Source organism: Streptomyces sp. S.PB5, assembly GCF_030403745.1.
Taxonomy (GTDB): domain Bacteria; phylum Actinomycetota; class Actinomycetes; order Streptomycetales; family Streptomycetaceae; genus Streptomyces.
The window spans coordinates 179258-201244 of the sequence record NZ_JAQMWP010000012.1 but is presented as its reverse complement, the minus strand read 5'-3'; the positions used below and the strand labels follow the sequence as shown (position 1 = coordinate 201244).

Genomic DNA, 21987 nt, shown 5'->3' with positions numbered 1-21987 from the left:
CCGGCACGTCCGGGCAGGCCGGTCAGCCGAACAGACGGCGTTGGATCTCCCGCCGGTAGTCCTCCAGGGTCCGGTCCAGGTGTGCGGCCGTGGCCTCGGCCGCTTCGTCGGGGTGGCCGTCACGGATGGCGCGGTAGATGGCCTCGTGCTCCTCGACCGCGGCCAGGGTGCCCTCGCCGAGGGTGTTGTGGATGCCGATGGCGCTGGACTGGCGCTGCAGTCGGCGGGCGTCGCGCACCGCGCTGCCGAGGAACGTGTTGTGCGAGGCGGCCGCCACCGCCGCGTGGAAGTCGTCGTCACCCTGGTTGAAGACGTCGACCTCACCATGGGCGTACCCGTGCCGGCACTGCTGCATCGCGACCTCGATCGCGCGCAGTTCGGCCGGCGTGGCGCGGGTGGCCGCGAGTCTGGCGGCGGCCATCTCCTGGACACGGCGGAACTCGAAGAGCATGAGGACGTGGTCAAGGTCCACAGGCCGGAAGAAACCGCCCCAGCGACTGGTGATCAGCATGCCCTCGTCGTCCGCGACGAACAGACCGCGGCCCTTGTGCGCCCGCACCCGGCCGAGCGCCGAGAGGATCTTCACGGCTTCCCTGACCACCGCCCGACTGGTGTCCAGCCGCTGCGCCAAGTCGTTCTCCGTGGGCATCCGGTCGCCGGCCACCAGGCGCTCCTCGGCGATGAATTCGAGGATCCGCTCCGCCACGATCTCGTATCCGGGCCGGTAGTCGCGCCGCTCGTCCGCGCCGTTCACTACTGCTGGCACGGCCGGCGTGTCGTTCATGTGTCCTGCCTCCGGGTGACTGCGACATGCATGACTGATCGAGTTTGAAGCCGCGCTCATCGTACCCCAGCTCACAATAAGTCGTACTCATCTCGCGGCAGCTTGATCTTGCTTCTCTGCGCGACTTCAGCCTTAGCTACCCATTTGTCCAGGTACAGAGGTCAGCGGGAGCAGATCTCTTGCGCCCAACCGGGTCCAGAAAAGCCGTACACAGCCCTTGACGCGCCCTTTGATGTGGCGGCTAATTTCTTCCGCAGCGGTAATGACAGAGTCGTCAGCCTCACGCAAACCGAGTGGAGTCGCTCATGTCCGTCTACAAGCCTTCGGTCGCCCAGGGGACACGGACCAGCAGGGGACGTACCGCGTTGCTGGCCGGCTGTGCGTCCACCGTGCTGCTCACCGTGGCCGCCTGTGGCGGGGGCGGCGGCACGAGCGGCACGACCAAGGACGGATTCGCGCAGGCACCTCAAAAGGACGGGGCACTGACCGTCTGGGTGGACGCGACCCGCATGGACGCCGCCAAGCTGTACCAGTCGCAGCACCCGGACGTGAAGCTGGACATCGTCAGCTACGACGGTGACGCCAACGGCTCCAACTACCTGCAGACCAAGGTCCAGTTGTTCAACCGCACGGGCAAGGGCTGGCCGGACGTCGTCTTCAGCTCCCAGAACAACGAGGCGAGCTGGGCCGTCGACGCGGGCTTCGCGGCCCCGCTGAACAAGGGCCTGATCCCCGAGTCGACGCTGGGACAGTTCGCGAAGGGCGCCAACGACGTCTGCACCGTCGACGGGACCCTGTACTGCCTGCGCAACGACCTCTCCCAGGCGGTGCTCTGGTACAACGCGCCGCTGCTGAAGAAGTTCGGGTACACGGTCCCGACGACCTGGGAGGAGTACCAGGCGCTCGGCGAGAAGGTCGCCGAGGAGCACCCCGGCTACCTCGTGGGCGACGCGGGTGACACCTTCACCCCCGAGATCTACCTGTGGGCGAGCAAGTGCGGCGCCAACGACATCACCGGCCCCAAGTCGGTCTCGGTGAACACCACCAGCGAGGCCTGCACCAAGATGGCCAAGCTGCTGGACGTACTGATCAAGAACAAGTCGATGTCGATCAGCGGCGTCTTCAGCACCGACTTCGCCAAGAACGAGGCCGACAAGGTCCTGCTGATGCCCGGCCCGGCCTGGTACGGCGGCGCGGTCTTCAAGGACGGCCTCAAGACCCCGGCCAAGCAGATCGCGGTCGCACCCATACCGCAGTGGCAGGGGGAGACCTCACCCTCCACCGGCAACGTCGGCGGCGGCACCTGGCTGCTGTCCAAGCACTCCACCCACATCAAGGCGGCCACCGACTTCCTGAAGTGGGTCACCACCGACAACGCCTACCAGGGCGAGAAGGCCCCCGGCTTCCCGGCGTACGCGCCGGCGGCCGAGAACTGGCTGAAGGCGCAGGCCGCCTCCGGGTACTACGCCAGTGACCTCACCGCGCTCAAGGACGCCTCCTCGCAGGTGTGGTCCGGCTGGGGCTCGGGCCAGTTCAGCCAGGAGGCGATCTGGGCCGCCACCGTCAAGCCCGGCCTGACACAGGGCAAGACCATCGAATCGATGCTGCCCGCCTGGCAGGACTCCATCGTCAAGTACGCCAAGTCCAACGGATACAAGGTCTCCCAGTGACGCTCACGCACTCCTCGGCCGGTTCCGTCCGGGGGCGCTCTCGCGGCACCTCCCGGCAGAGCCGGGCCGGCATGGCATTCGTCGCCGGCTACGTACTGCTGCTGATCGCCTTCGGCGTCCTTCCCACGTGCTACGCCATCTACTTCGCGTTCACGAACGCCGGAGGCGCCTTCAGCGGCTTCTCCAACTTCGTCACCACGGCACAGGACTTCCGCTTCGTCGACTCCCTGGGCCACGTGGCCCTGTACCTCGTCTTCTGGCTCCTGTCCCTCGTGGTGTTCGTGGTCGTCCTGGCCCTGCTCCTGCACCAGCTGTCCTCCGGTCCCGTCAGCCAGGCGCTGCGCTTCCTCTACTACATCCCCGGCGCGCTCGCCGGCGCCGCGAGCGTCCTGGTGTGGCTGTTCATGCTCGACCCCACGGTCAGCCCGGTCAGCTCGCTGCTGGAGACGCTGGGGTTCCACACGTTCGGCGAGGTCATAGCCCCCGGCAATCTGGCGCTCCTGTTCACGATCATCGCGTTCTGGACCGGTGCGGGCGGCTGGATCGTCGTCATGTACGGCGCACTCAACAACATCCCCAAGGACGTCATGGAGGCCGCCCGTATCGACGGCGCGAACGGCTGGCAGACCGCCTGGCGGGTCCAGATCCCCATGCTGCGCAAGTGGATCGTCTACATGGTGATCCTGGGCTTCGCGGGCGGCGCCCAGCTCTTCGTCGAACCGCAGCTGCTCTCCCTCGCCAGTACGGGCGTGGCCGGCCGCGACTACTCGCTCAACCAGCTGACGTACGACTTCGCCTTCCAGATGAACAACATCAACGGCGCGGCCGCGGTCTCGGTGGAGCTGCTGGTCGTCAGCGTGTCGGTCGCCGGTGTCTTCGTCGCACGGTCGGGGTTCTTCGATGCCGACTGACACCCGCCCCACTCCCCCTGCCACCGCCCGCGCGGACCGGGAGGCGAACCGCATGAGCCGAAGCCGCCACGGACAACCGCGGCAGCGCGGCCGGCGCCCACGGCACATGACGTCCCGCCTGCTGGCGGGCGCGGTACTCACCGTCTTCGTGGTCTTCTTCGTGCTGCCGGTCCTGTGGCTGCTGCTCGCGGCGACCAAGACCGACCAGCAACTGGTCCACGACAGCCCGTTGTCCTTCGGATCCTGGCACGCGCTGTCGGCCAACTGGCACGCGCTCACCGCCTTCCAGGACAACGCCATCCTGCTGTGGCTGCGCAACTCCGCCCTCTACGCCGCGATCTCCCTGGTCATCACCCTCTGCCTGGCGATTCCGGCCGGATACGCGCTGGCGATGACCGAGTTCCGCGGCCGGCACACGCTCCTGATCGCGACCCTCGTCGTGATGCTCATGCCGAACGCCACGCTGGTGGTGCCGCTGTTCCTGGAGATCAACGCGGTGCACCTGATCGGCACCATGTGGTCGATCATCCTGCCGTACTCGTTCTACCCGTTCGGCGTATACCTGACGTACATCTACTTCACCACCGCCGTACCCAAGGACCTCCTGGCCGCGGCCCGGATCGACGGCTGCTCCGAGTTCGGCGTCTTCCGCCATGTGGCCCTGCCCCTGGCGACGCCCGTCATCGCGCTGGTCGGGTTCTTCAGCTTCGTCGCCAACTGGACCAACTACTTCCTGCCGTACGTGATGCTCCCCGAGAGCGACCAGATGCCGATCCAGGTGGGCGTCGGCAGTCTCCTCAGCAATGTGCCCTCGTTCAACCCGACCGTCGGCACACTCGCGATCCAACGACCGCAATTGGCACTGGCGACGCTGGTGGCCATCACCCCCGTGCTCGTCGTGTTCCTGTTCGCCCAGCGCTTCCTGGTCAGCGGAATGCTCGCCGGCGCCACCAAGGAGTGACCGCTCTCATGCCCTTCGACTCTCACCCCGACGCCACCGGCGACCCGACGCCCGATGTCCAGGCCACGGTCCCCCTGCTCGAACCCCCCGGCTGGGCCGTCGCCCAGCGCGCCCTGTTCGACCTGCTCGACCACGCCTGGCGCCGCTTCGCCCGCGACTTCACCGGCCCCGACGGACGGCTGAACTACACCAAGCAGCTCACCACCCGCGACGGCGTCGACGATTTCTACGAGGTCTTCTTCAACTGGCCCCAGCTGTACCTCCTCGGCGGCGCCGACGACCTCCTGCCCGCCAGCGAGAAACACTGGGAGGGCGTCACCAAGCAGCTGACCGAACTGGGCATGCTGCGCGACGAGTACGAGCGCGGCTACGACTGGTTCCACCAGGGCGAGAGCCTGCTGCTGCTCTACTTCCTGTGCATGGCCGCCCCCGACCGCTGGCGTGAGCGCGCCCTGCGCTTCGCCGAGTTGTACGTCGACCCCGCCAAGGGCAACTACGACCCCGAGCACCGCATCATCACCCGCCCGCACAACGGCAGCGACCCCGAGCGCACCGGCCTGTTCGACGGCGACGTCTACCCCTGGCTGCTCAAGGAAGCGGAGACCTACGGCTTCCCGCTCGACTGGCTGCCCGAGGCCCAGGACGGCCCGTACCCGCTCTCGGCGGACCCCCGGCTCGGCGACCAGATGCGGGACCGGATGGGCGTCGGCGACACCGCGCTCAACCTCGCAGCGGCAGGACTGGTCCTCAACGCCTGGATCCTGACCGGCGAGGAGCGCTACCGGAACTGGATCGCCGAGTACGTGGGCGCCTGGCACGAGCGCAGCCGGGAACAGGGCGGCCTGATCCCGGACAACGTCGGCCCGGACGGGGTCGTCGGCAGCCTCCTGGACGGCCGCTGGTACGGCGGCCACTACGGCTGGTCCTGGCCGCACGGCTGGCACAGCGTCGGACACGCGGCCTGCGTGGCGGCCATCGCGGCGGCGACGGTCACCGGGGACGACGACTACCTCTCCATGGTCGCGACCTCGCTCGACACCCTCATAGAGCGCGGCAAGGTCATGCCCCACACGGAGGCCGACTCCAGCCTGCCCTCCAAGTGGGCCGCCGAACTCGGCCCGGACCGGGACACTCCCACGCTCCACCTGCCGTTCCGGCACAACGACTCGGGCTGGTTCGACTACAACCCCTCCACGCCCCCCGTGCCGGTGGCCCTGTGGCACCACACCTTCTCGGAGGCCGACCGCGCCCGCCTCGAACGGCTGCGAGAGGCAGACGGCATCGACTGGCGCACCGTACGGCCGTTCCGCGCCAAGGAGGAGTCCGGGCACGAGAAGGCGTGGTTCGCGTTCCTCGCCGGCGACGACCCCGGCTACCCGGAGCGGATCCTCGCGGCCGCCCAGGCCCAGGTCAGGCACCGGCTGCGGCGCATCGACCGCTACCGCGACCTGGACGTGCCCGAGGCCGACATCCATGTGTGGCAGCAGTGCAACCCGGTGGCCACCGAGGCCCTGGTACAGCTGACCTGGGGCGGCCCGCAGGTGCTGTACCAGGGCGGCCTGCAACAGGCCCGGCTGCGCTACCACGACGCCGAGGCCCGCCGCGCGGGTCTGCCCGCCGACGTCGCCGCTCTGGTCACCTCCATCGACCCCGAGGCGACCACCGTCGAACTGGTCAACCTCTCCCCCGGCACCGACCGCACGGTCATCGTCCAGGCCGGCGCGTTCGCCGAGCACACCATCACCGGCGTCCGCTACACGACCTGCCCGGACGACGGCTGGATCGGGGACATGTACGACTACGGCCACACCGAGCCGGAGGTCTCCGAGGCCGAAGTCCCGTGCGGGAGTCCCTGTCTGACGGTCCGTCTGCCCGCCTCGACGCGCATCCGGCTCACCCTGCGACTGGGCCTGCGCACCCGTACTCCCAGCTACCGCACGCCGTTCGACCGGTCCAACTCCCGTGACACGACAGGGGAATCGGCATGAAGCGCATCGCCCAGACCATCCGGCTCCGCCCCGAACACCGAGAGGAATACCTCCGGCTGCACTCTGCCGTATGGCCGGGCGTGGAAGCCGCCCTGCACCGGGCGAGCATCCGCAACTACAGCATCTACCTCCACGGTGACGTGCTGTTCGCCTACATGGAGTACCACGGCGAGGACTTCGAGGCGGACATGGCGTCCATCGAGGCCGATCCCGAGACCCAGCGCTGGTGGAAGCTCACCGACCCGTGCCAGGAACCCTTCCCCGACCGGGGCGAGGGCCGCCAGTGGACCGAGCTCCCCGAGATCTGGCACCTGAGCCTGCCCGGCGACGACGCCACCGCCTGACCCCCGACCCGCAGCAGCCCGACCCGACTTGGACCAGCCCGTGACCGCACCCGTGCTCATCGACGCGCACCACCACCTGTGGGACCTCTCCCACCGTCCGCAACCCTGGCTGGACGACCCCGACATGGCATCGATCCGCCGCACCTTCACCCCCGAGGACCTGCGCTCCACCGCCACCCACCCCGTCGCGGGCCGACGGCTGCACGGCACGGTGGTCGTCCAGTGCATCGCGGAGGTCGCCGAGACCGAGGACCTGCTCGCGCTCGCCGAACAGGAGCCGCTGATCCAGGCCGTGGTCGGCTGGGCCGACCTCACCTCCCCGGCCATCGCCGACGTGCTCGACCAGCTGATCGCCGGGCCGGGCGGCGGGTACCTGCACTCCCTGCGGCATCTGGTCCAGGGCGAGAGGGACCCGAGCTGGCTGCAACGCCCGGATGTGGAACGCGGGTTGGGGGCCGCCCGGGACCGCGGACTGCGCTACGACGTGCTCGTGCGCGATCACCAGCTCGACCAGGCGATCCGGCTCGCGGAACGCTTCCCCGACCTGCCCCAGGTCCTCGACCACGCGGGCAAGCCGGACATCGCCCGGCACGACTTCGCGGACTGGGAACGCCGGATACGGCAGCTGGCCGCGCACCCGAATGTGGTGTGCAAGGTCTCCGGGCTGATCACCGAGGCCGACCACTCCCGCTGGACCACCGCCGACATCCGCCCCGTCTGGGACGTGCTGGTCTCCGCCTTCGGGCCCGAGCGGCTGATGTTCGGCTCGGACTGGCCGGTCGCCAACCTGGCGGGCGGCTGGAACCGGTGGGCCGCCACCGTGGACGAACTGCTCACCGGCTGGAGCGAGAGCGACATCGACGCGCTCCTGGCCGGTACCGCCACCGCGTTCTACGGCCTTGCGCAGGTCGGCGGAGAGGACGACGCGACGGCCCGAACGAGCTGAACACGCCCCACCGAACATCACGCCAAACCCGCGCGGAGTACATCCCCACGGATGCCGAGCCCTCGGCATCCGCCCCCGGTCTGCGCCGAAGACCCCCTGCCCCGTGACGCTCGCAACCCTTTGTCTGTCCGCCCGCACCCGCGAGACCGCACCGGTCCCCAGTACACCGTCCGGCCCCGGCGGGGTGGAGCTCGCCCCCGCCTACGTCGGTATCTGCGGCACTGACCTGAACATCTTCCACGGCGACATGGACGCCCGGGTCACCGTGCCCGCCGTCCTCGACACCGCGCCGCACTACGGCCTCGGCCTCGGCGCGACCTCGCACTCCACGCCCAGGCTGTCCCCGACGGTCTCTGGGCCGAACTGCGCGCGCAGGGCCTCATCAGGGCCGACGTGCCCATCGCCGACGAGGAGCGGCACCGTTCCTAGGGAGTGAGCGGGAGTGAGTCCTGGTGCAAGGACTCATGCTCAGCCGAACGCCCCGAACGGTGTTGGACGTTCTCCCGCATCACCAGCCAACTCGTGTCGGCGGGGCCGGAAAGTCATGGCTTTCCGGCCCCGCCGTCTTCTGACCCTTACCGCGTCATCCGGTCACTGGATCGTCCAGGCCTGATTCGACTGGTTCAGTGCCATCCACTGGTCGATGGCGGCACCGTTGGCCGTGGAGCCGGCGCTGACCTCCAGGACCTGCTCGGTCTCGAAGTACCAGAGCTGGTTGTTGCCGCTGTTGACGTTCTTGATGGTGTAGTACGTCGACGGGTTGACGTTCGGCGTGCCGGTCGCGTCCTCCAGCGCACCGCCGGCCTGCTGCACGCCGAGGTCGGAGAAGAAGAAGTAGGCGTCGACCGGACATACCTCCAGAAGCAACCGCCATTTCGTGTCGCAGCTCTAGACACAGGCAACATCCATGCCCGTTAATCCATCCCAGGTATCGATGGAAGGGCTGCCGGGACCCAGACCTCCGTGGATGCCAAACCCCCTTGCCCAGGTGGACTGCCGGCTGAGCTGCCCACGCGTCAGCTCTCGCCTGCCTGACCGACGGTGACACACGTTCCGTCTGCTCGACCCGTCGACCGTTGTTCGATATCTCGCACAAGGAGGCAACGTCGCGGTACGCCTGTCCAAGAACCCCCTACGCGGAACTGCCGTACCGGCCGGGCCTGCTCACCCTGCAGCGCTGAACCGAAGCAGCAACCACTCGCAGAAGAGGACACCCGCATGAGAAAGTCCTGGATCCTGCCCCTGCTCACCCTTGTCGCCGCCACCCTCGGGGTGACGGCGACAGGTGAGACCTCCGCCTCCGCCGCCCCCAACACCCCTGTACGCCTCATGCCGTTGGGCGACTCGATCACCTGGGGGGTGGGCAGCAGTACCGGCAACGGCTACCGGGCATCGCTGTGGGACGCGCTCGCGGCGGACGGTCATCCGGTGGACTTCGTCGGCACGGTGCGGGGCGGTTCGATGTCCGACCCCGACAACGAGGGCCACTCCGGATACCGCATCGACCAGATCGCCGCACTCACCGACGCCTCCCTGACCCGCTACCGGCCCAACGTCGTGACGCTGCACATCGGCACCAACGACCTCAACGGGAACTACCAGCCCTCCACCGCCGCCGATCGACTGAGGTCGCTGGTCAACCAGGTCACCGCCGCCGCTCCCGACGCGACCGTCCTCGTGGCCTCCCTGGTCGTGTCCACCAGCGGCTCGGAGGAGCAGTACCGTGCCGCGTACAACCAGGCCACCCGGCAAATCGTGAGCGACGCACAGGCCGCGGGCAAACACGTCGCGTTCGTCGACATGAGCAGTCTGACCACGGCCGATCTGGCCGACGCACTCCATCCCAACAACGCGGGCTACCAGAAGATGGCCGCCGCCTTCCACCGCGGCGTCCAGGCCGCAGACAGCGCAGGGTGGCTGAAGAACCCCGCTCCCGCTCCCGCGCGCGTACAGTCCGGCATCGCCGGCAAGTGCATGGACGTCAGCGGCGCCGGCACCGCCAACGGGACCGCCGTCCAGACGTGGAGCTGCGGCGACGGCGCCAACCAGTACTGGTCCGCCTACACCGACGGAACCCTGCGCTCCATGGGCAAGTGCCTCGACGCCGCCGGCGGGGCCGTCGCCAACGGCACCAAGACGCAGCTGTGGACCTGCCACGGCGGCGCCAACCAGGTCTGGCAGCCCTACAACGGCGGCTACCGCAACCCCGCCTCCGGCCGCTGCCTCGATGTTCCGGGCTCGTCCACGGCCGACGGTGTGCAGCTCCAGCTGTGGGACTGCCACGGCGGCACCAACCAGAAGTGGACCACTCTGACCGCCGGTTGACCTTCACTCCCCCGCGGTCGCCCCGGAGGCAAGAGGGTCTCCGGCGCGCAGGTGTCCCCTCAGCCAGTGCTCGGTGTTGCTCACGTGCAGCAGCGCGGCCGCCTGGCTGAGGGTGGCGTCCCGGGTGGACAGTGCGTTGAAGATCGCCTCGTGCTCGGCGAGGGTGCGGCCCCCGGCCTTGTCGTCGACCAGGCCGCGCCAGATACGGGCCCGCAGGGTTCGGCCCGAGATCCCTTCCAAGAGGGTCAGGAGGGTCTCATTGCCCGTGGCCAGGACGACGGCACGGTGGAAGGCGGCGTCATGGGCGTTGAGCTGTTCGACGTCGTCGCGCGCCTCACGCATGGCGTCCAGATGCCGCTTCACCTCGGCCAGTTGGTCGTCGGAGATCCGGGTGGCGGCAAGGGCCGTGGCCATCGGTTCAAGGAGCCGCCGTACCTCCATGAGGTCCTGCAGGGCGACCGCGTCGCCCTGCAGGAGCTCCACCGCGCCGCCGAGCCCTTCCAGGAGCACACTCGGCTGGAGACTGGTGACATATGTGCCGTCGCCGCGCCTGACCTCCAGCACGCGTGCCACGGCCAGTGCCTTGACCGCTTCACGGGCGAGGTTGCGGGACAGTCCCAGCTGGGCGGCGAGGTCCGGCTCCGGCGGGAGTTTCGAGCCCGGCGGCAGTGCTCCGGTCCGGATCAGTTCACGGATCTGCTCGATCGCCTTGTCCGTCAGCGACATCGCGCGTCCCTCCCCTCAGCGTGCCCTGCGAGCACGTCCGACCTGTTGCGGAGCCTCATGCCGAGGGTGACGTTGATGATAGTGGGGCGCGGGTGCGGCAAGTCGATCATGGCGGCCGGCGGGCCGTGCGCCTGGCAGCGCCGACGGCAACCCGGGCTCATCGCGCACAGCTAAGCCTCCAGACATGCCATGTCTGACCGATCTCAATACGCAAATAATCGGGGCAAGTCAGACAACTCCTCCTACGCGGCAGCCACATTCATCCCTGCACGCTGGTTGACATCCCCCGGTTACATGGCCGACCTTCATGCGTGACACTGCGCTTCCCCTGCCCCTTCCGCATCAGGGATGTATCCATGTCGAACTCGATCAACAGACGCCAGTTCCTGGCCTCCGCAACCTGCGTGGCCGCGACGGCCGTTGCCGGAGGTGTGCTCAGTGCCGGTGTCGCCGAGGCGGCGCCCAGCACATACACGCCCGACTGGAACTCGGTGGACCAGCACCCGCCGGCCCCGGAGTGGTTCCAGGACGCGAAGTTCGGGATCTACTTCCACTGGGGCGTCTTCAGCGTCCCCGCGTTCGGCAACGAGTGGTACCCGCGCAACATGTACCGGGTCGGTGACTCCGCCCGCGACCACCACATCGCGACCTACGGGCAGCCGGCGGCATGGCCGTACCACAACTTCATCAACGGCGCGAAGGACCTGGCGGGCAACACCGTGCAGTTCGCGCCGAAGCTGAAGTCAGCCGGCGGGAAGTTCGACCCCGACGAGTGGGCGCAGCTGTTCGTCGACGCCGGGGCCAGGTTCGCCGGCCCGGTCGCCGAGCATCACGACGGCTACTCCATGTGGGACAGCCAGGTCAACGAGTGGAACTCGGTGCAGAAGGGCCCCGGCCTCGACCTGCTGCGGCTGTTCACCACGGCCATCCGCGCCAAGAACCTCAAACTGCTGGTCGCCATGCACCACGCGTACAACTTCACCGGCTTCTACGAGCACGCCCCCGCCCAGACCGACACCAGCCTCAAGAAGCTCTACGGCCAGCTCGGCCAGGCCGCCGAGAACCAGCTCTGGTTCGACAAGCTCAAGGAGGTCGTCGACCGCGCCCAGCCCGACATCCTGTGGCAGGACTTCAACCTGACGGCCGTCGACGAGCAGCAGCGCCTGAACTTCCTGGCGTACTACTACAACCAGGCCATCGGCTGGGGCCGCGAGGTCGTCGCCACCTACAAGGACGGCATGAACGGCAAGGGCGAGGTCTTCGACTACGAGCGAGGCGGCCCGGCCGACCTCACCGCCCCTTACTGGCTGACCGACGACAGCATCTCCAGCAGCAGTTGGTGCTACACGCAGGGCATCGGCTACTACAGCATCCCGCAGATGCTGCACTCGTTCATCGACCGGGTCAGCAAGAACGGCAACGTGCTGCTGAACATCGCGCCGATGGCCGACGGCACCATCCCGCAGGCGCAGAAGGACATCCTGCTCGGCATGGGCGACTACCTCAGGCGCTTCGGCGAGTCGATCTACTCGACCCGCGCCTGGACGGCCTACGGCGAGGGCCCGACCAAGATGGGCGGCGGCTCCTTCACCAACCCGACGGCCGGCACCGCCCAGGACATCCGCTTCACCCGCAACAAGGCCAACACCGTCCTGTACGCCACCGTCCTGGGCTGGCCCGGCAGCTCACTGACGATCAAGACCCTCGGCTCGGACCGGATCAACCTCTCGTCCCTGACGTCGGTGAAGCTCCTCGGCACCACGGCGGGCACCTACATCGACCTGCCCGCACCCACGCAGAGCTCCTCGGGCCTGACGGTCGCGCTGCCCTCCTCGGCGCCCTACGGTGCGGGCGCCTACGTCCTCAAGCTCGCCTTCTCCGGCACGATCCCGGGCCTTCGGCCGCTCGCCGGCGCCGTCGCCTTCACGGACGTCAACTACACCGGCGCCTCGGGTGTGTTCACCGTCGGCGACCACACCACGGCCGACCTGACCGCGGCCGGAGTGGGCGCGGGCGCGATCTCCTCCCTCCGGCCCGCTCCCGGTCACCGGGTGGTCGGCTACTCCGGGGACAACTTCACCGGCACGTCCTGGACGTTCACCGCCGACAGCCCCGATCTGCGGACCACGGGCAACAACGACCAGATCGCCTCACTGCGGGTCCAGTTCGACCCGGCGAGGTACTTCCGGCTCACCAACGCCACCAACGGCCTCGCCCTCGACAGCGGCGGCAACGTCGCCTCCGGGTCCAACCTCAAGCAGTGGACGTGGGACGGCAGCACCAACCTGCAATGGCAGGCGGAGCCGGTGGGCGACGGGTACTACCGGCTGGTCAACCGCACCAACGGCATGGTCGCCGACGGCTGGGGCGCCACCGCCGACGGCTCCCCGGCCCGGCAGGCCGCCTGGAACGGCGGCACCAACCAGCAGTGGAAGATCACCCATCGCGGCGGCGACCGCTACTCGATCGCCAACCGCACCACCGGCCTGGTCCTCGACGGCGGTGGCAACGTCAGCTCGGGCTCCGTCACCAAGCAGTGGACGTTCGGCAGCAGCACCAATCTGCTGTGGACGTTCACCGCGCTGTGACCGGCCAAGGGATGGCATGTATCTGACATTCAGAAAGGTGCCGGTCCGGGCGCGCTGCCCTGCGCCTGTCGCAGGGCAGGGCGCCCGCAGGCCCCTCCGCTCCCGCCTCGATGCTCCGGAACGAACCGGCCAGGGCGCCGCCCGGCCCCAGCGGATCTAGCCTGGAAGCAACCGCTGGAAGTGTGCCCCGGCAGGCACAGCCATCCGGACGGAGGTGTCGCTCGTGGACAAGGCCGTCGAGCACGATGCCCCCACTGCCGCTGTCGTGGTCGACCCGAACGGCGCAGTGAGCGGCTGGAGCGAGGGCGGACGGCTCCTGCTGGGCTGGACGGCGGAGGACATCGTCGGGCGCCCCGTGACCGATCTGCTGGCCGGTCCCCTGCCTTCCGGGTTCCCCGAGAGCCATGAGAGCGCCCGAGGCCACACGGGGCCCACCCCCCTGCGCCATCGCAACGGTTCCACGGTGGAAGCCGTGGTGACGGCTCAGCCACTGTCCGGAGCCGGTGGGCAGGCGCTGGGGCACGTGGTGACCGTCCAGCGCTGGGAAAGCCGCCCGGTGATCGCCGACCGAGCCTTCGAGCAGTGTCCCTTCGCCCTGGGTGTCTACGACCCTGAGCTGCGGTTTCTGTGGATCAACGCCTCCTCGGCCCGGGTGATCGCGCACTCCGAGGAGCAAGTGCTCGGCAAGAAGTACCGCGAGGTGCTTCCCGAGTTCGACCGCACCCTGTTTCCCGAAAGGGACGACAAGCCCTACACCGACGCGCTCGCCCAAGTGGCGAGGACGGGCGAGCCCACGCGTCTCATCACTGTCTTCCAACCTCGCGGCAGTGACTACGCCAATGCCTGGGCCACGAGCATCTGGCCTGTCCGCGATGCCGAAGGCACGGTCCGCGCGATCGCCAACTGGGGATTCGACATGAGCGCCGAGTACTGGGCTCGGCAACGCCTGCTCATCCTCAACAACGCCAGCGGCGGCATCGGCCGGACACTCGACGTGATCGGCACCGCCCAGGAACTGGCCATGACCCCGGTGCCGCGATTCGTCGACCAGGTCAGCGTGGATCTGTTCGACGAGGTGCTGCGCGGAGAGGAACCACCTTCCGGATCCGCAGGCCACCCGGACGAGGCGATCGGACTCGTCCGTGCCGCCCAGCACAGCGCACAGGACGACCCCGACCGGGCCGCCGGGCCCCCGAAGCCGGTCACGCACAGCCCCGGTTCCGTCGCCGCCCGCTGCATGGCGACCGGCAGGTCCACGGTCGAGCTGGCTGCTGACCCGGGCCAGGGCGGCGAGTGGGCCTTCGGGCCCGGGCTCGCCGCCGACCCCGCCCACTGGCCGCCGGGCAACCCGGTGATCGACGAGTCCCTCGCCGCGGCCGGGCTGACGGGCCGGATCACCGTGCCGCTCCGGGCGCGCGGCGCGCTGCTCGGCGTCGTCGCCTTCTCCCGCCTGGACCGGCCGGAGGCCTTCACCGCCGACGACCTGATCCTCGCCGAAGAGCTGGCCGCCAAGGCGGCCGTCGCCATCGACAACGCCCGCCGGTACTCGCGCGAGCGGACGACCGCGCTGACCCTGCAACGCAGCCTGCTGCCACAGGGACCGCCGAACCAGGAGGCGGTCGAGGTGGCATCCCGCTACCTGCCCGGGGGCACCGGAACGGAGGTGGGCGGTGACTGGTTCGACGTCATCCCGCTGTCCGGCGCCCGGGTCGCCCTGGTCGTCGGCGACGTGGTCGGACACGGCCTGCACGCCGCGGCCAGCATGGGCCGGCTGCGCACGGCCGTACGCACCCTCGCCGACGTCGACCTGCCACCGGACGAGCTGCTGACCCACCTGGACGACCTGGTCCTCCACCTCGCCGGCGACCTCCGGCCCGAGAGCCACTTCCAGCCGACCGGCGAGTCCGGGGCCACGTGCCTGTACACCGTCTACGACCCGGTCTCCCGGCGCTTCACTCTGGCCAGTGCCGGCCATCCCCTGCCGCTGGTCATCTCCCCGGACGGCACCAGGACCCCGGTACCCGCCCACCCGGGGCCGCCCCTTGGCATCGGCGGTCTGCCGTTCGAGGCCACCGAGCTCGAACTGCCCGAGGGCAGCCTGCTCGCTCTCTTCACCGACGGACTGGTGGAAAGCCGCGAGCGCGACGTCGACCAGCGGATCACCGACCTCCAGCACGCCCTCAACCACACGACCACCTCACTGGAGCCACTGTGCGACTCGGTGATGGACGCCATGCTCCCCGATCGCCGCACGGACGACGCCGCCCTGCTGCTCGTTCGCACCCGCGCGCTGGCTCGTCATCACGTCGCCGACTGGCACGTCGAGCCCGACACCGCGCAGGTGCCGCGCGTCAGGAAGCTCGCCGTCGACCAGGTGGACGCCTGGGGCCTGGAGGAAGCGTCGTTCGTCACCGAACTGGTCGTCAGCGAGCTGGTCACCAATGCCATCCGCTACGGTGAACCGCCGATCAGGCTGCGGCTGATCCGCGACAGCTCCCTGATCTGCGAGGTCTCCGATGCCAGCAGCACCGCCCCGCACCTGCGCCGGGCCCGCGCCTTCGACGAGGGCGGCCGGGGCCTGCTGCTCGTCGCCCAGCTCACCCAGGGGTGGGGCACGCGGCACACCACCGAAGGCAAGACGATCTGGTGCGCACAGACGCTCACCCCACCCGCGCCGCCGTGACACCCGAGCCCAACCTCGGCGTCAGGGCTCGGTGTTGAGCCGTCCCGAGCGGAACGGTTCCACCTGGTGGGGCAGGTCGGTGAAGCCGGCGGCGGTGAGCGCGGCGCCGAGGGTCGGCAGTGCGGCGGTCTGCGTGACGAGCGCCGGATCCACCTCGACACGGGCCAGGTCGCCGAGGTCGCGGACCCGGAGGTCGGTGACCTCCAGTCCGGCCTCGGACAGCAGGGTCCGCACGGCCGCCTCGGCGCGGTCGACGCGGGCCAGGCGGTAGGGGGTGACCTCGATGCCGTAGCGGACCCGGCTGGCCAGACACGGTGTCGCCGGTTTGTTCCAGGTGGGCAGCGACCAGTGCCGGCTCAGGCGGCGGACGTCCGCCTTGGTCAGGCCGGCGTCGAGGAGCGGGGTGCGGATGCCGCGTTCGCGGCCGGCGCGGATGCCCGGCCGGTAGGGGTCCGCGGCGTCGTCCGCGTTGGTGCCGGTGGCCACCGTCTCGAAGCCGTGTTCGCGGGCGAGCGCCGCGATGGTGTCCAGCACCTCGGACTTGCAGAAGTAGCAGCGGTCGGGGCCGTTGGCCCGGTAGCCGGGGCGTGCCAACTCGTGGGTGCGCGGGGTGAGATGGGTGACGCCGAGGTCGTCGGTGAGCCGTCGGGCGGCGCCGAGTTCCCCGTCGGCCAGGCTCTCCGACACGGCCGTGACGGCCAGGACGTGCTCGGGTCCCAGCACCCGTGCGGCCGCGGCGAGGACCAGCGCGGAGTCGGCGCCGCCGGAGTAGGCGACGGCGACCGGGCCGCCGAGCGCGCGTATGCGGTCGGTGAGCCGGTGCTCCAAGGTGGCGTCAGTGGCCACGGTCTTCCTCCTGGCTCGTCGTCATCGTTCCTGCCCGGCTCACCCGCAGCGCGTCGGCCGCGACGGCACGCAGGGGCCTGCCCAGTGCGGTGGCCGCGGCCGCCACGTCGTCGTGCTCCGGCTTGGCGGCGTGCGGACCGTGTTTGACCCGTACGGGGTGTCCGTCGACCTGCACCGTCTCGAAGGCGCGCGGCAGTGCGGTGCGGGTGGCGCCGATGCGACGGATGCCGAGGGTGCCGGTCTCGGTCAGCACCAGGTCGCGCAGCCGTCGTTCCTGGTGGGGGTGGACGAGGACGTGCAGGATCTGCGCGGGTCTGCCCTTCTTCATGACCGCCGGGGTGGTCCAGGCGTCGAGGGCGCCTGCCTCCAGTGCCCGGGTGATGACGTGTCCGAGGAGTTCGCCGGTGACGTCGTCGAGGTTGGTCTCCAGCACGACCACGTCCTCGTCCGGTGCGCGGACAAGAGGGGAACCGAGGGTGACGGAGACGACGTTGGGCCGGTCGGGCAGGCGGCGGGTGCCCGCGCCGTAGCCGGTGGCGCCCAGGGTCATGGGCGGGGGCGGGCCGTAGCGGGCTCCGATGGCGTGCAGCAGCGCGGCGCCGGTGGGTGTCACCGTCTCACCCGGCAGGTCGCTGCCCGTGACGGCGGCTCCGGTCAGGAGGGCGAGGGTGGCCGGCGCGGGGCAGGGCAGGACGCCGTGCGCGGCATCGATCCGGCCGCGGCCGAGGGGCAGGGGCGCGCTGACGACGTCGGTGACGCCGAGGGCGTGCAGGGCCGCGGCGCTGCCGACGATGTCGACGAGGGTGTCGTGGCCGCCGAGTTCGTGCAGGTGGACGTCGGCCGGGTCGGCGTCGTGGAGCCGCGCTTCCGCCTCGGCGATCGCGGTCACGGCGGCGACGGCGAGGCCCGCGACGGGCCGGGGGGATGCCCGGGAGGCCAGCTCCAGCACCTCGGCGGCCCGCCGCTCGGTGTGCGGGTCGGTGACCTCCACGTGGATCCGGGTGGCGGCCAGCCCGTGGTCGGTGATGCGCTCGGCGGTCAGGTCCCAGCCGGTCAGGCCGGTGGCGGTGACGGCGGACCGGATGTGTTCCAGCGGGGCGCCGGCGTCGATCAGGGCGGCCAGCAGCATGTCCCCGGCCAGTCCGGTGAACGGGTTGATCCAGCAGATCACTCGGCGCCTCCGCGGTCTGCCGCCTGTCCGGCCTGGGCGATGCGGTGCACTGCCATGGCCGCGGAGAATCCGGAGTCGATGTTGACCACGGTCACCCCGGCGGCGCAGGAGGCGTGCATGGCGAGCAGCGCGGTGACGCCTTCCAGTGAGGCGCCGTATCCGGTGGAGACGGGCACCGCGACGACCGGGGCGCGCACGAGACCGCCGACGACGCTGGCGAGGGCGCCTTCCATGCCGGCCACCACGATCACCGCGTCGGCTTGCTGCAGCAGGCCGCGCACCTGAAGGACGCGGTCGAGGCCCGCCACTCCGACGTCGTGGACGGCCGTCGTGTCCAGCCCGACGGCGGAGGCGACGGCGGCGGCCTCCGCGGCCACCGGGCCGTCGGAGGTACCGGCGGCCGCCACCACGACCGAGAACGTCCCGGTGGCGGCCGGCCGCCAGGTCAGCAGCCGGGCCTTCTCGTCGTACGTTCCGCCGTCCAGCTGTCCCAGGACCGCCGCCGCGGTCTCGGGATCGACGCGGGTGGCGAGCACGGGTCCGGTGTTGTGGCGCAGGAGGCCGGTGACGATTCCGGCGATCTGCTCCACGGTCTTGCCGGGCCCGTAGACCACCTCCGGCAGGCCCTGGCGGGCCTCACGGCCGAGGTCGAGCCGGGCGTATCCCAGGTCCAGCACGTCGTTCACGGCCGCCCCCGTCCGATGTAGGGAATGGTCTGCGGGCCTTCCGGCAGGACGCACACGCGGGCGTGAGGGCCCGCGGCGGCCAGCGCCTCGGCGACGGTGGCGGAGATGTCGCGGGTCTGGCGCAGATGGGCCGTGGCCAGTTCCTCGTCGCTGAGGAAGGAGGTGTGCATGATGACGCGGCTGCCCGACTGGATGCGGGCCTGGATCTGCACCTGCCACTGGTCGGGAACCGTTTCGGTGCGCGCGCCGATGGCGGCGAACAGGGCCTCGGGGGACGGCGCGGAGGCCAGCACCTGACGGTAGGAGCCGTGGTCGGGAAAGCCGTCGCGGCACTCGGCCGCGCACACGATCGTCCCTCCGGGCCGGACCACCTGGAAGGCCGCCGACATCCCCTTGACCGCCTGGTACAGGTTCTGGTCCAGCGGGAAGCCGGAGTTGGTGGTGACGACGACGTCGAACGGGGCCTCGACGGGGCGCATCGCCATCCGCTTGGCCGTGGCCGTCGCGGCCACGTGCATGGGCAGCAGGTCGCCGCCGAACGCGGCCACGATGTCCTTGTCCCGGTTGAGCACCACGTCCAGCGCGAAGGTGACGCCGGTGGCCTCGGCGATGGCGCGCACGTCGTCGTGGACCGGGTTGCCGTGGGTGATGCCCCAGGTGGCGTTCGGGTCGCCGATACGGGCCGCGTCGTGCAGCACGAGCACGGTCTCCAGCGCGGCGAGCCCGGGGGCGACGAGCTTCGGGCCGCCGGAGAAGCCGGCGAAGAAGTGGGGTTCGACGAAGCCGGTGGTGATGCGGACGTCCGCCTCCCACCACGCGCGATTGAGCCACACCGGGACGCCGTTGCCGTAGGTGCCGATCCACGCCAGCTGCCCCGCGTCGCGGGCGTCGTGGTTGACGATCCGTACGCCGTCGACGATCTCGTCGCCGAACATCGCCCGCAGTTCGGCCTCGTCGTTGCCGCGGTGCGTGCCGGTCGCGACGAGGATCACCACGTCCTCCCGGCGGACTATGCCCTCGAGTTCGTCCAGGACGGCCGGGATCATCAGGTGGCGGGGTTGCGGGCGGGTGCCGTCGCAGGCCGAGATGGCCACGGTCTGGCCGGGGCGGACGCGCTCGCGCAGCGGTGGTCCGGCGACCGGGTCGCGCAGCGCCGCGCGCAGGGCGGCCATCTGGTCCGCGGCTGCCTCGTGGTGGACGGGTTCGACGACCGTCGCCCGGCGCGGATCGACGTCGATGTCGAGCCCCGACCGGCCGTAGGCGAGGCGGACTTTCACCGGGTCACCTCCATCGGGCCGCCGGGCGCGGATCGTCCCGGCCGGGCGCCGGCGCCGAGTGCGTAGGCGCGTTCCGCTGTCGTGGCGACGACATGGGAACGCTCGGCCGGGGCGAGGCCCAGGTCGTGGGCGAGGCCTGTCCATGCCGCCGTGCGCAGGCCGCGGCCCGGGGCGGGTCCGGGCGCCGAGGCCGGCCACCGGTCGTTTCGGTGTGCGTCGATCCTGTTCACGATCCTTCTCGTTCGCGTTCGAGGGCGTCGAGTTCCGTCCACAGCTCTTCGGGGATCGTCGCGTCGGCGTGTGCGACGTTGACGGTGATCTCCTGGGCGCTGCGGGCTCCGACGACGATGCCGGTGACGGCGGGGTGCCGCAGGGGGAACCGCAGGGCCGCGGCGGCCAGCGCCACGCCGTGGGCGGCGCAGCGCTCGCTGAGGGCGAGGGCGTGGCGCCGGACCGCTTCGGGGGCCGGCGCGTAGTCGTAGGTGGCGTCGGGTGCGAGGTTCGCCAGGATGCCGCTGTTGAAGACCCCGCCGACCAGGACGCCCACCCCGCGTTCGGCGCACGCGGGCAGCAGTTCACCGGCCGCGCTGCGGTCGAGCAGGGAGTAGCGGCCGGCCACGAGGACGCAGTCGAGGTCGGTCTCGGTGACGAAGCGGGTGAGCATCGCCGTCTGGTTCATCCCGACGCCGATCGCCCGGACCGCTCCCTCGGCGCGCAGCCGGGCAAGGGCTGGGTAGGCACCGGTGAGGGCCTCCTTCCAGTGGTCGTCCGGGTCGTGGACGAGCACGGTGTCGAAGGCGTCGAGGCCGGAGCGCTCGAGGCTCTCGGCGAGGGAGCGGCGGACGCCGTCGGCGCTGTAGTCGCGGATCCTGACCAGGCCCGGTTCGCCGTGGAAGTCCTCGTCCCCCGGCGCGGATTCGCCCGGCACGAGCAGCCGGCCGACCTTGGTGGACACCGTGCAGTCCGCGCGTTCCTTACCGAGGCCGGTGAGGAACGCGCCGAGCCGTCGCTCCGCGAGTCCGGCGCCGTAGTGCGGGGCGGTGTCGAAGGAGCGGATCCCGGCCGCCCAGGCTGCCTCCAGCGTGCCGGTGGCCTCCCGTTCGCCGACCGCGGAGAACAGTCCGCCCAGCGGTGCGGTGCCCAGCCCGAGGCGGCTGACGGTGACACCGGAGCGGCCGAGGGGGACCCGTTCGGCATACCAGGGGTGCGCCGCGGCGGACATCAGGCCTGCCCGACGACGTGCCGCTGACGGCCGAGCCGGTCGATCTCGGCCTCCACCACGTCACCGGCCCGCAGGTAGGGGAAGTCGTTGGCGCCGAAGGCCACGCCCGCCGGGGTTCCGGTGTTGATCACGTCGCCGGGGTCCAGCACCATGAACTGGCTCAGGTACCACACGACATGGTGCACCCCGAAGATCATGTTCTTGGTGTGTCCGTGCTGGCGCGGTTCGCCGTTGACCCACAGCCGCAGTGCCAGGTCCTGGGGGTCGTCGGTCTCGTCGGGAGTCACCAGCCAGGGGCCGAGCGGGTTGAAGGTCTCGCAGGACTTGCCCTTGTCCCACTGTCCGCCGCGGTCGTGCTGGAAGGAGCGCTCGCTGACGTCGTCGGCTATGGCGTAGCCCGCGACGACCCGGGCGGCGGCAGCCGGGGAGTCCAGGTAGCGGGCGGTGCGGCCGATGACGACCGCGAGTTCGATCTCGTAGTCGGTGCGGGTACTGGTGCGCGGGACGAGGACGGTGTCGTCGGGTCCGACCACGGTGTTGGACGCCTTCATGAAGACGACCGGCTCCGCCGGGGGCGGGGTCGCGGTCTCCTCGGCGTGATCGGCGTAGTTCAGCCCGATGCACACGACCTTGCCCGGGCGTGCCACCGGTGCTCCGATGCGCTGTCCCCCGGTATCGATGCGCGGCAGAGTTCCTCCGGCGAGCGCGGCGCGGGCGTGCTCCACGCCGTCACCGGCCAGGAAGGCGCCGTCGATGTCGGCGGTCAGCGGGGTCAGGTCGTAGGCGAGGCCGTCGACATCGAGGACGGCGGGACGCTCCGAGCCCGCGGGGCCCACGCGCAGGAACCTCATCGAAGTGC

General features: G+C 70.4%; 19 protein-coding genes and 1 pseudogene. 10 read left to right on the top strand and 10 right to left on the bottom strand.

Translation table 11 applies throughout. The features are described 5' to 3' along the window. Positions 1–22: 22 nt before the first annotated feature. Positions 23–784 carry an FCD domain-containing protein gene (locus PH203_RS30295; protein WP_289923892.1) on the bottom strand — a complete coding sequence of 254 codons (762 nt, stop codon included), beginning with the start codon at positions 782–784 and terminating at the stop codon, positions 23–25. A 305-nt stretch (positions 785–1089) separates the two neighbouring features. Here PH203_RS30295 and PH203_RS30290 point away from each other — a divergent pair, with 305 nt between their 5' ends. The 7 genes and pseudogenes from PH203_RS30290 to PH203_RS30260 form a co-directional block, all read left to right on the top strand. Beyond that, positions 1090–2454, top strand: coding sequence for an ABC transporter substrate-binding protein (locus tag PH203_RS30290; RefSeq protein ID WP_289923891.1), 1365 nt, complete (start codon positions 1090–1092; stop codon positions 2452–2454). After that, on the top strand, positions 2451–3365 hold the full coding sequence (locus tag PH203_RS30285; RefSeq protein WP_289923890.1) for a sugar ABC transporter permease: 915 nt from the start codon (positions 2451–2453) through the stop codon (positions 3363–3365). The genes PH203_RS30290 and PH203_RS30285 overlap by 4 nt, the downstream gene beginning before the upstream one ends. A 106-nt stretch (positions 3366–3471) precedes the next feature. After that, positions 3472–4326: a carbohydrate ABC transporter permease gene (locus PH203_RS30280; protein ID WP_289923886.1), complete on the top strand. Its 855-nt coding sequence runs from the start codon at positions 3472–3474 to the stop codon at positions 4324–4326. Between the two features lie 8 nt (positions 4327–4334). Then, positions 4335–6314, top strand: a complete 1980-nt coding sequence (locus PH203_RS30275) for a hypothetical protein (protein ID WP_289923885.1) — start codon at positions 4335–4337, stop codon at positions 6312–6314. Beyond that, the gene (locus PH203_RS30270; RefSeq protein ID WP_289923884.1) at positions 6311–6658 is read left to right on the top strand and encodes an L-rhamnose mutarotase; all 348 of its coding nucleotides are present in this window, start codon (positions 6311–6313) and stop codon (positions 6656–6658) included. The genes PH203_RS30275 and PH203_RS30270 overlap by 4 nt, the downstream gene beginning before the upstream one ends. Positions 6659–6698: 40 nt before the next feature. Next, positions 6699–7604, top strand: a complete 906-nt coding sequence (locus PH203_RS30265) for an amidohydrolase family protein (protein ID WP_289923883.1) — start codon at positions 6699–6701, stop codon at positions 7602–7604. Between the two features lie 103 nt (positions 7605–7707). Beyond that, a pseudogene (locus tag PH203_RS30260) lies at positions 7708–7884 on the top strand (Zn-dependent alcohol dehydrogenase); the annotation flags it as partial. Positions 7885–8195: 311 nt separating this feature from the next. On the opposite strand, the gene PH203_RS30255 reads toward PH203_RS30260, so the two are convergent. Beyond that, positions 8196–8471: an RICIN domain-containing protein gene (locus PH203_RS30255; RefSeq protein WP_289923881.1), complete on the bottom strand. Its 276-nt coding sequence runs from the start codon at positions 8469–8471 to the stop codon at positions 8196–8198. Between the two features lie 351 nt (positions 8472–8822). Here PH203_RS30255 and PH203_RS30250 point away from each other — a divergent pair, with 351 nt between their 5' ends. After that, positions 8823–9929 (top strand): ricin-type beta-trefoil lectin domain protein, encoded by a 1107-nt coding sequence (locus PH203_RS30250; protein WP_289923879.1) that lies wholly within the window; start codon positions 8823–8825, stop codon positions 9927–9929. Between the two features lie 3 nt (positions 9930–9932). On the opposite strand, the gene PH203_RS30245 is transcribed toward PH203_RS30250, so the two are convergent. Beyond that, positions 9933–10655: a FadR/GntR family transcriptional regulator gene (locus tag PH203_RS30245; protein WP_289923878.1), complete on the bottom strand. Its 723-nt coding sequence runs from the start codon at positions 10653–10655 to the stop codon at positions 9933–9935. 356 nt (positions 10656–11011) lie between these two features. On the opposite strand from PH203_RS30245, the gene PH203_RS30240 reads away from it, so the two are divergent. Further along, the gene (locus tag PH203_RS30240; RefSeq protein ID WP_289923877.1) at positions 11012–13243 is read left to right on the top strand and encodes an alpha-L-fucosidase; all 2232 of its coding nucleotides are present in this window, start codon (positions 11012–11014) and stop codon (positions 13241–13243) included. A gap of 223 nt (positions 13244–13466) precedes the next feature. After that, positions 13467–15926, top strand: a complete 2460-nt coding sequence (locus PH203_RS30235; RefSeq protein ID WP_289923876.1) for a SpoIIE family protein phosphatase — start codon at positions 13467–13469, stop codon at positions 15924–15926. A 21-nt stretch (positions 15927–15947) separates the two neighbouring features. On the opposite strand, the gene larE is transcribed toward PH203_RS30235, so the two are convergent. From larE to PH203_RS30200, 7 genes are read right to left on the bottom strand one after another with little or no spacing between them, the layout of a single operon-like run. After that, positions 15948–16772 (bottom strand): ATP-dependent sacrificial sulfur transferase LarE, encoded by an 825-nt coding sequence (larE, locus tag PH203_RS30230; RefSeq protein ID WP_289923873.1) that lies wholly within the window; start codon positions 16770–16772, stop codon positions 15948–15950. Further along, the gene (larC, locus tag PH203_RS30225; protein WP_289923871.1) at positions 16762–17943 is read right to left on the bottom strand and encodes a nickel pincer cofactor biosynthesis protein LarC; all 1182 of its coding nucleotides are present in this window, start codon (positions 17941–17943) and stop codon (positions 16762–16764) included. Before larC ends, larE begins: the two co-directional genes overlap by 11 nt. Further along, complete coding sequence (gene larB / locus PH203_RS30220) at positions 17940–18629, bottom strand: nickel pincer cofactor biosynthesis protein LarB (protein ID WP_289923870.1); 690 nt, start codon at positions 18627–18629, stop codon at positions 17940–17942. Before larB ends, larC begins: the two co-directional genes overlap by 4 nt. Then, positions 18626–19906, bottom strand: coding sequence for a nickel-dependent lactate racemase (gene larA, locus PH203_RS30215; protein ID WP_289923869.1), 1281 nt, complete (start codon positions 19904–19906; stop codon positions 18626–18628). Before larA ends, larB begins: the two co-directional genes overlap by 4 nt. After that, positions 19903–20136 carry a hypothetical protein gene (locus tag PH203_RS30210; RefSeq protein WP_289923868.1) on the bottom strand — a complete coding sequence of 78 codons (234 nt, stop codon included), beginning with the start codon at positions 20134–20136 and terminating at the stop codon, positions 19903–19905. Before PH203_RS30210 ends, larA begins: the two co-directional genes overlap by 4 nt. Continuing rightward, on the bottom strand, positions 20133–21128 hold the full coding sequence (locus PH203_RS30205; RefSeq protein ID WP_289923866.1) for an aldo/keto reductase: 996 nt from the start codon (positions 21126–21128) through the stop codon (positions 20133–20135). Before PH203_RS30205 ends, PH203_RS30210 begins: the two co-directional genes overlap by 4 nt. Beyond that, positions 21128–21979: a fumarylacetoacetate hydrolase family protein gene (locus PH203_RS30200; protein WP_289923865.1), complete on the bottom strand. Its 852-nt coding sequence runs from the start codon at positions 21977–21979 to the stop codon at positions 21128–21130. The genes PH203_RS30205 and PH203_RS30200 overlap by 1 nt, the downstream gene beginning before the upstream one ends. Positions 21980–21987: the final 8 nt, after the last annotated feature.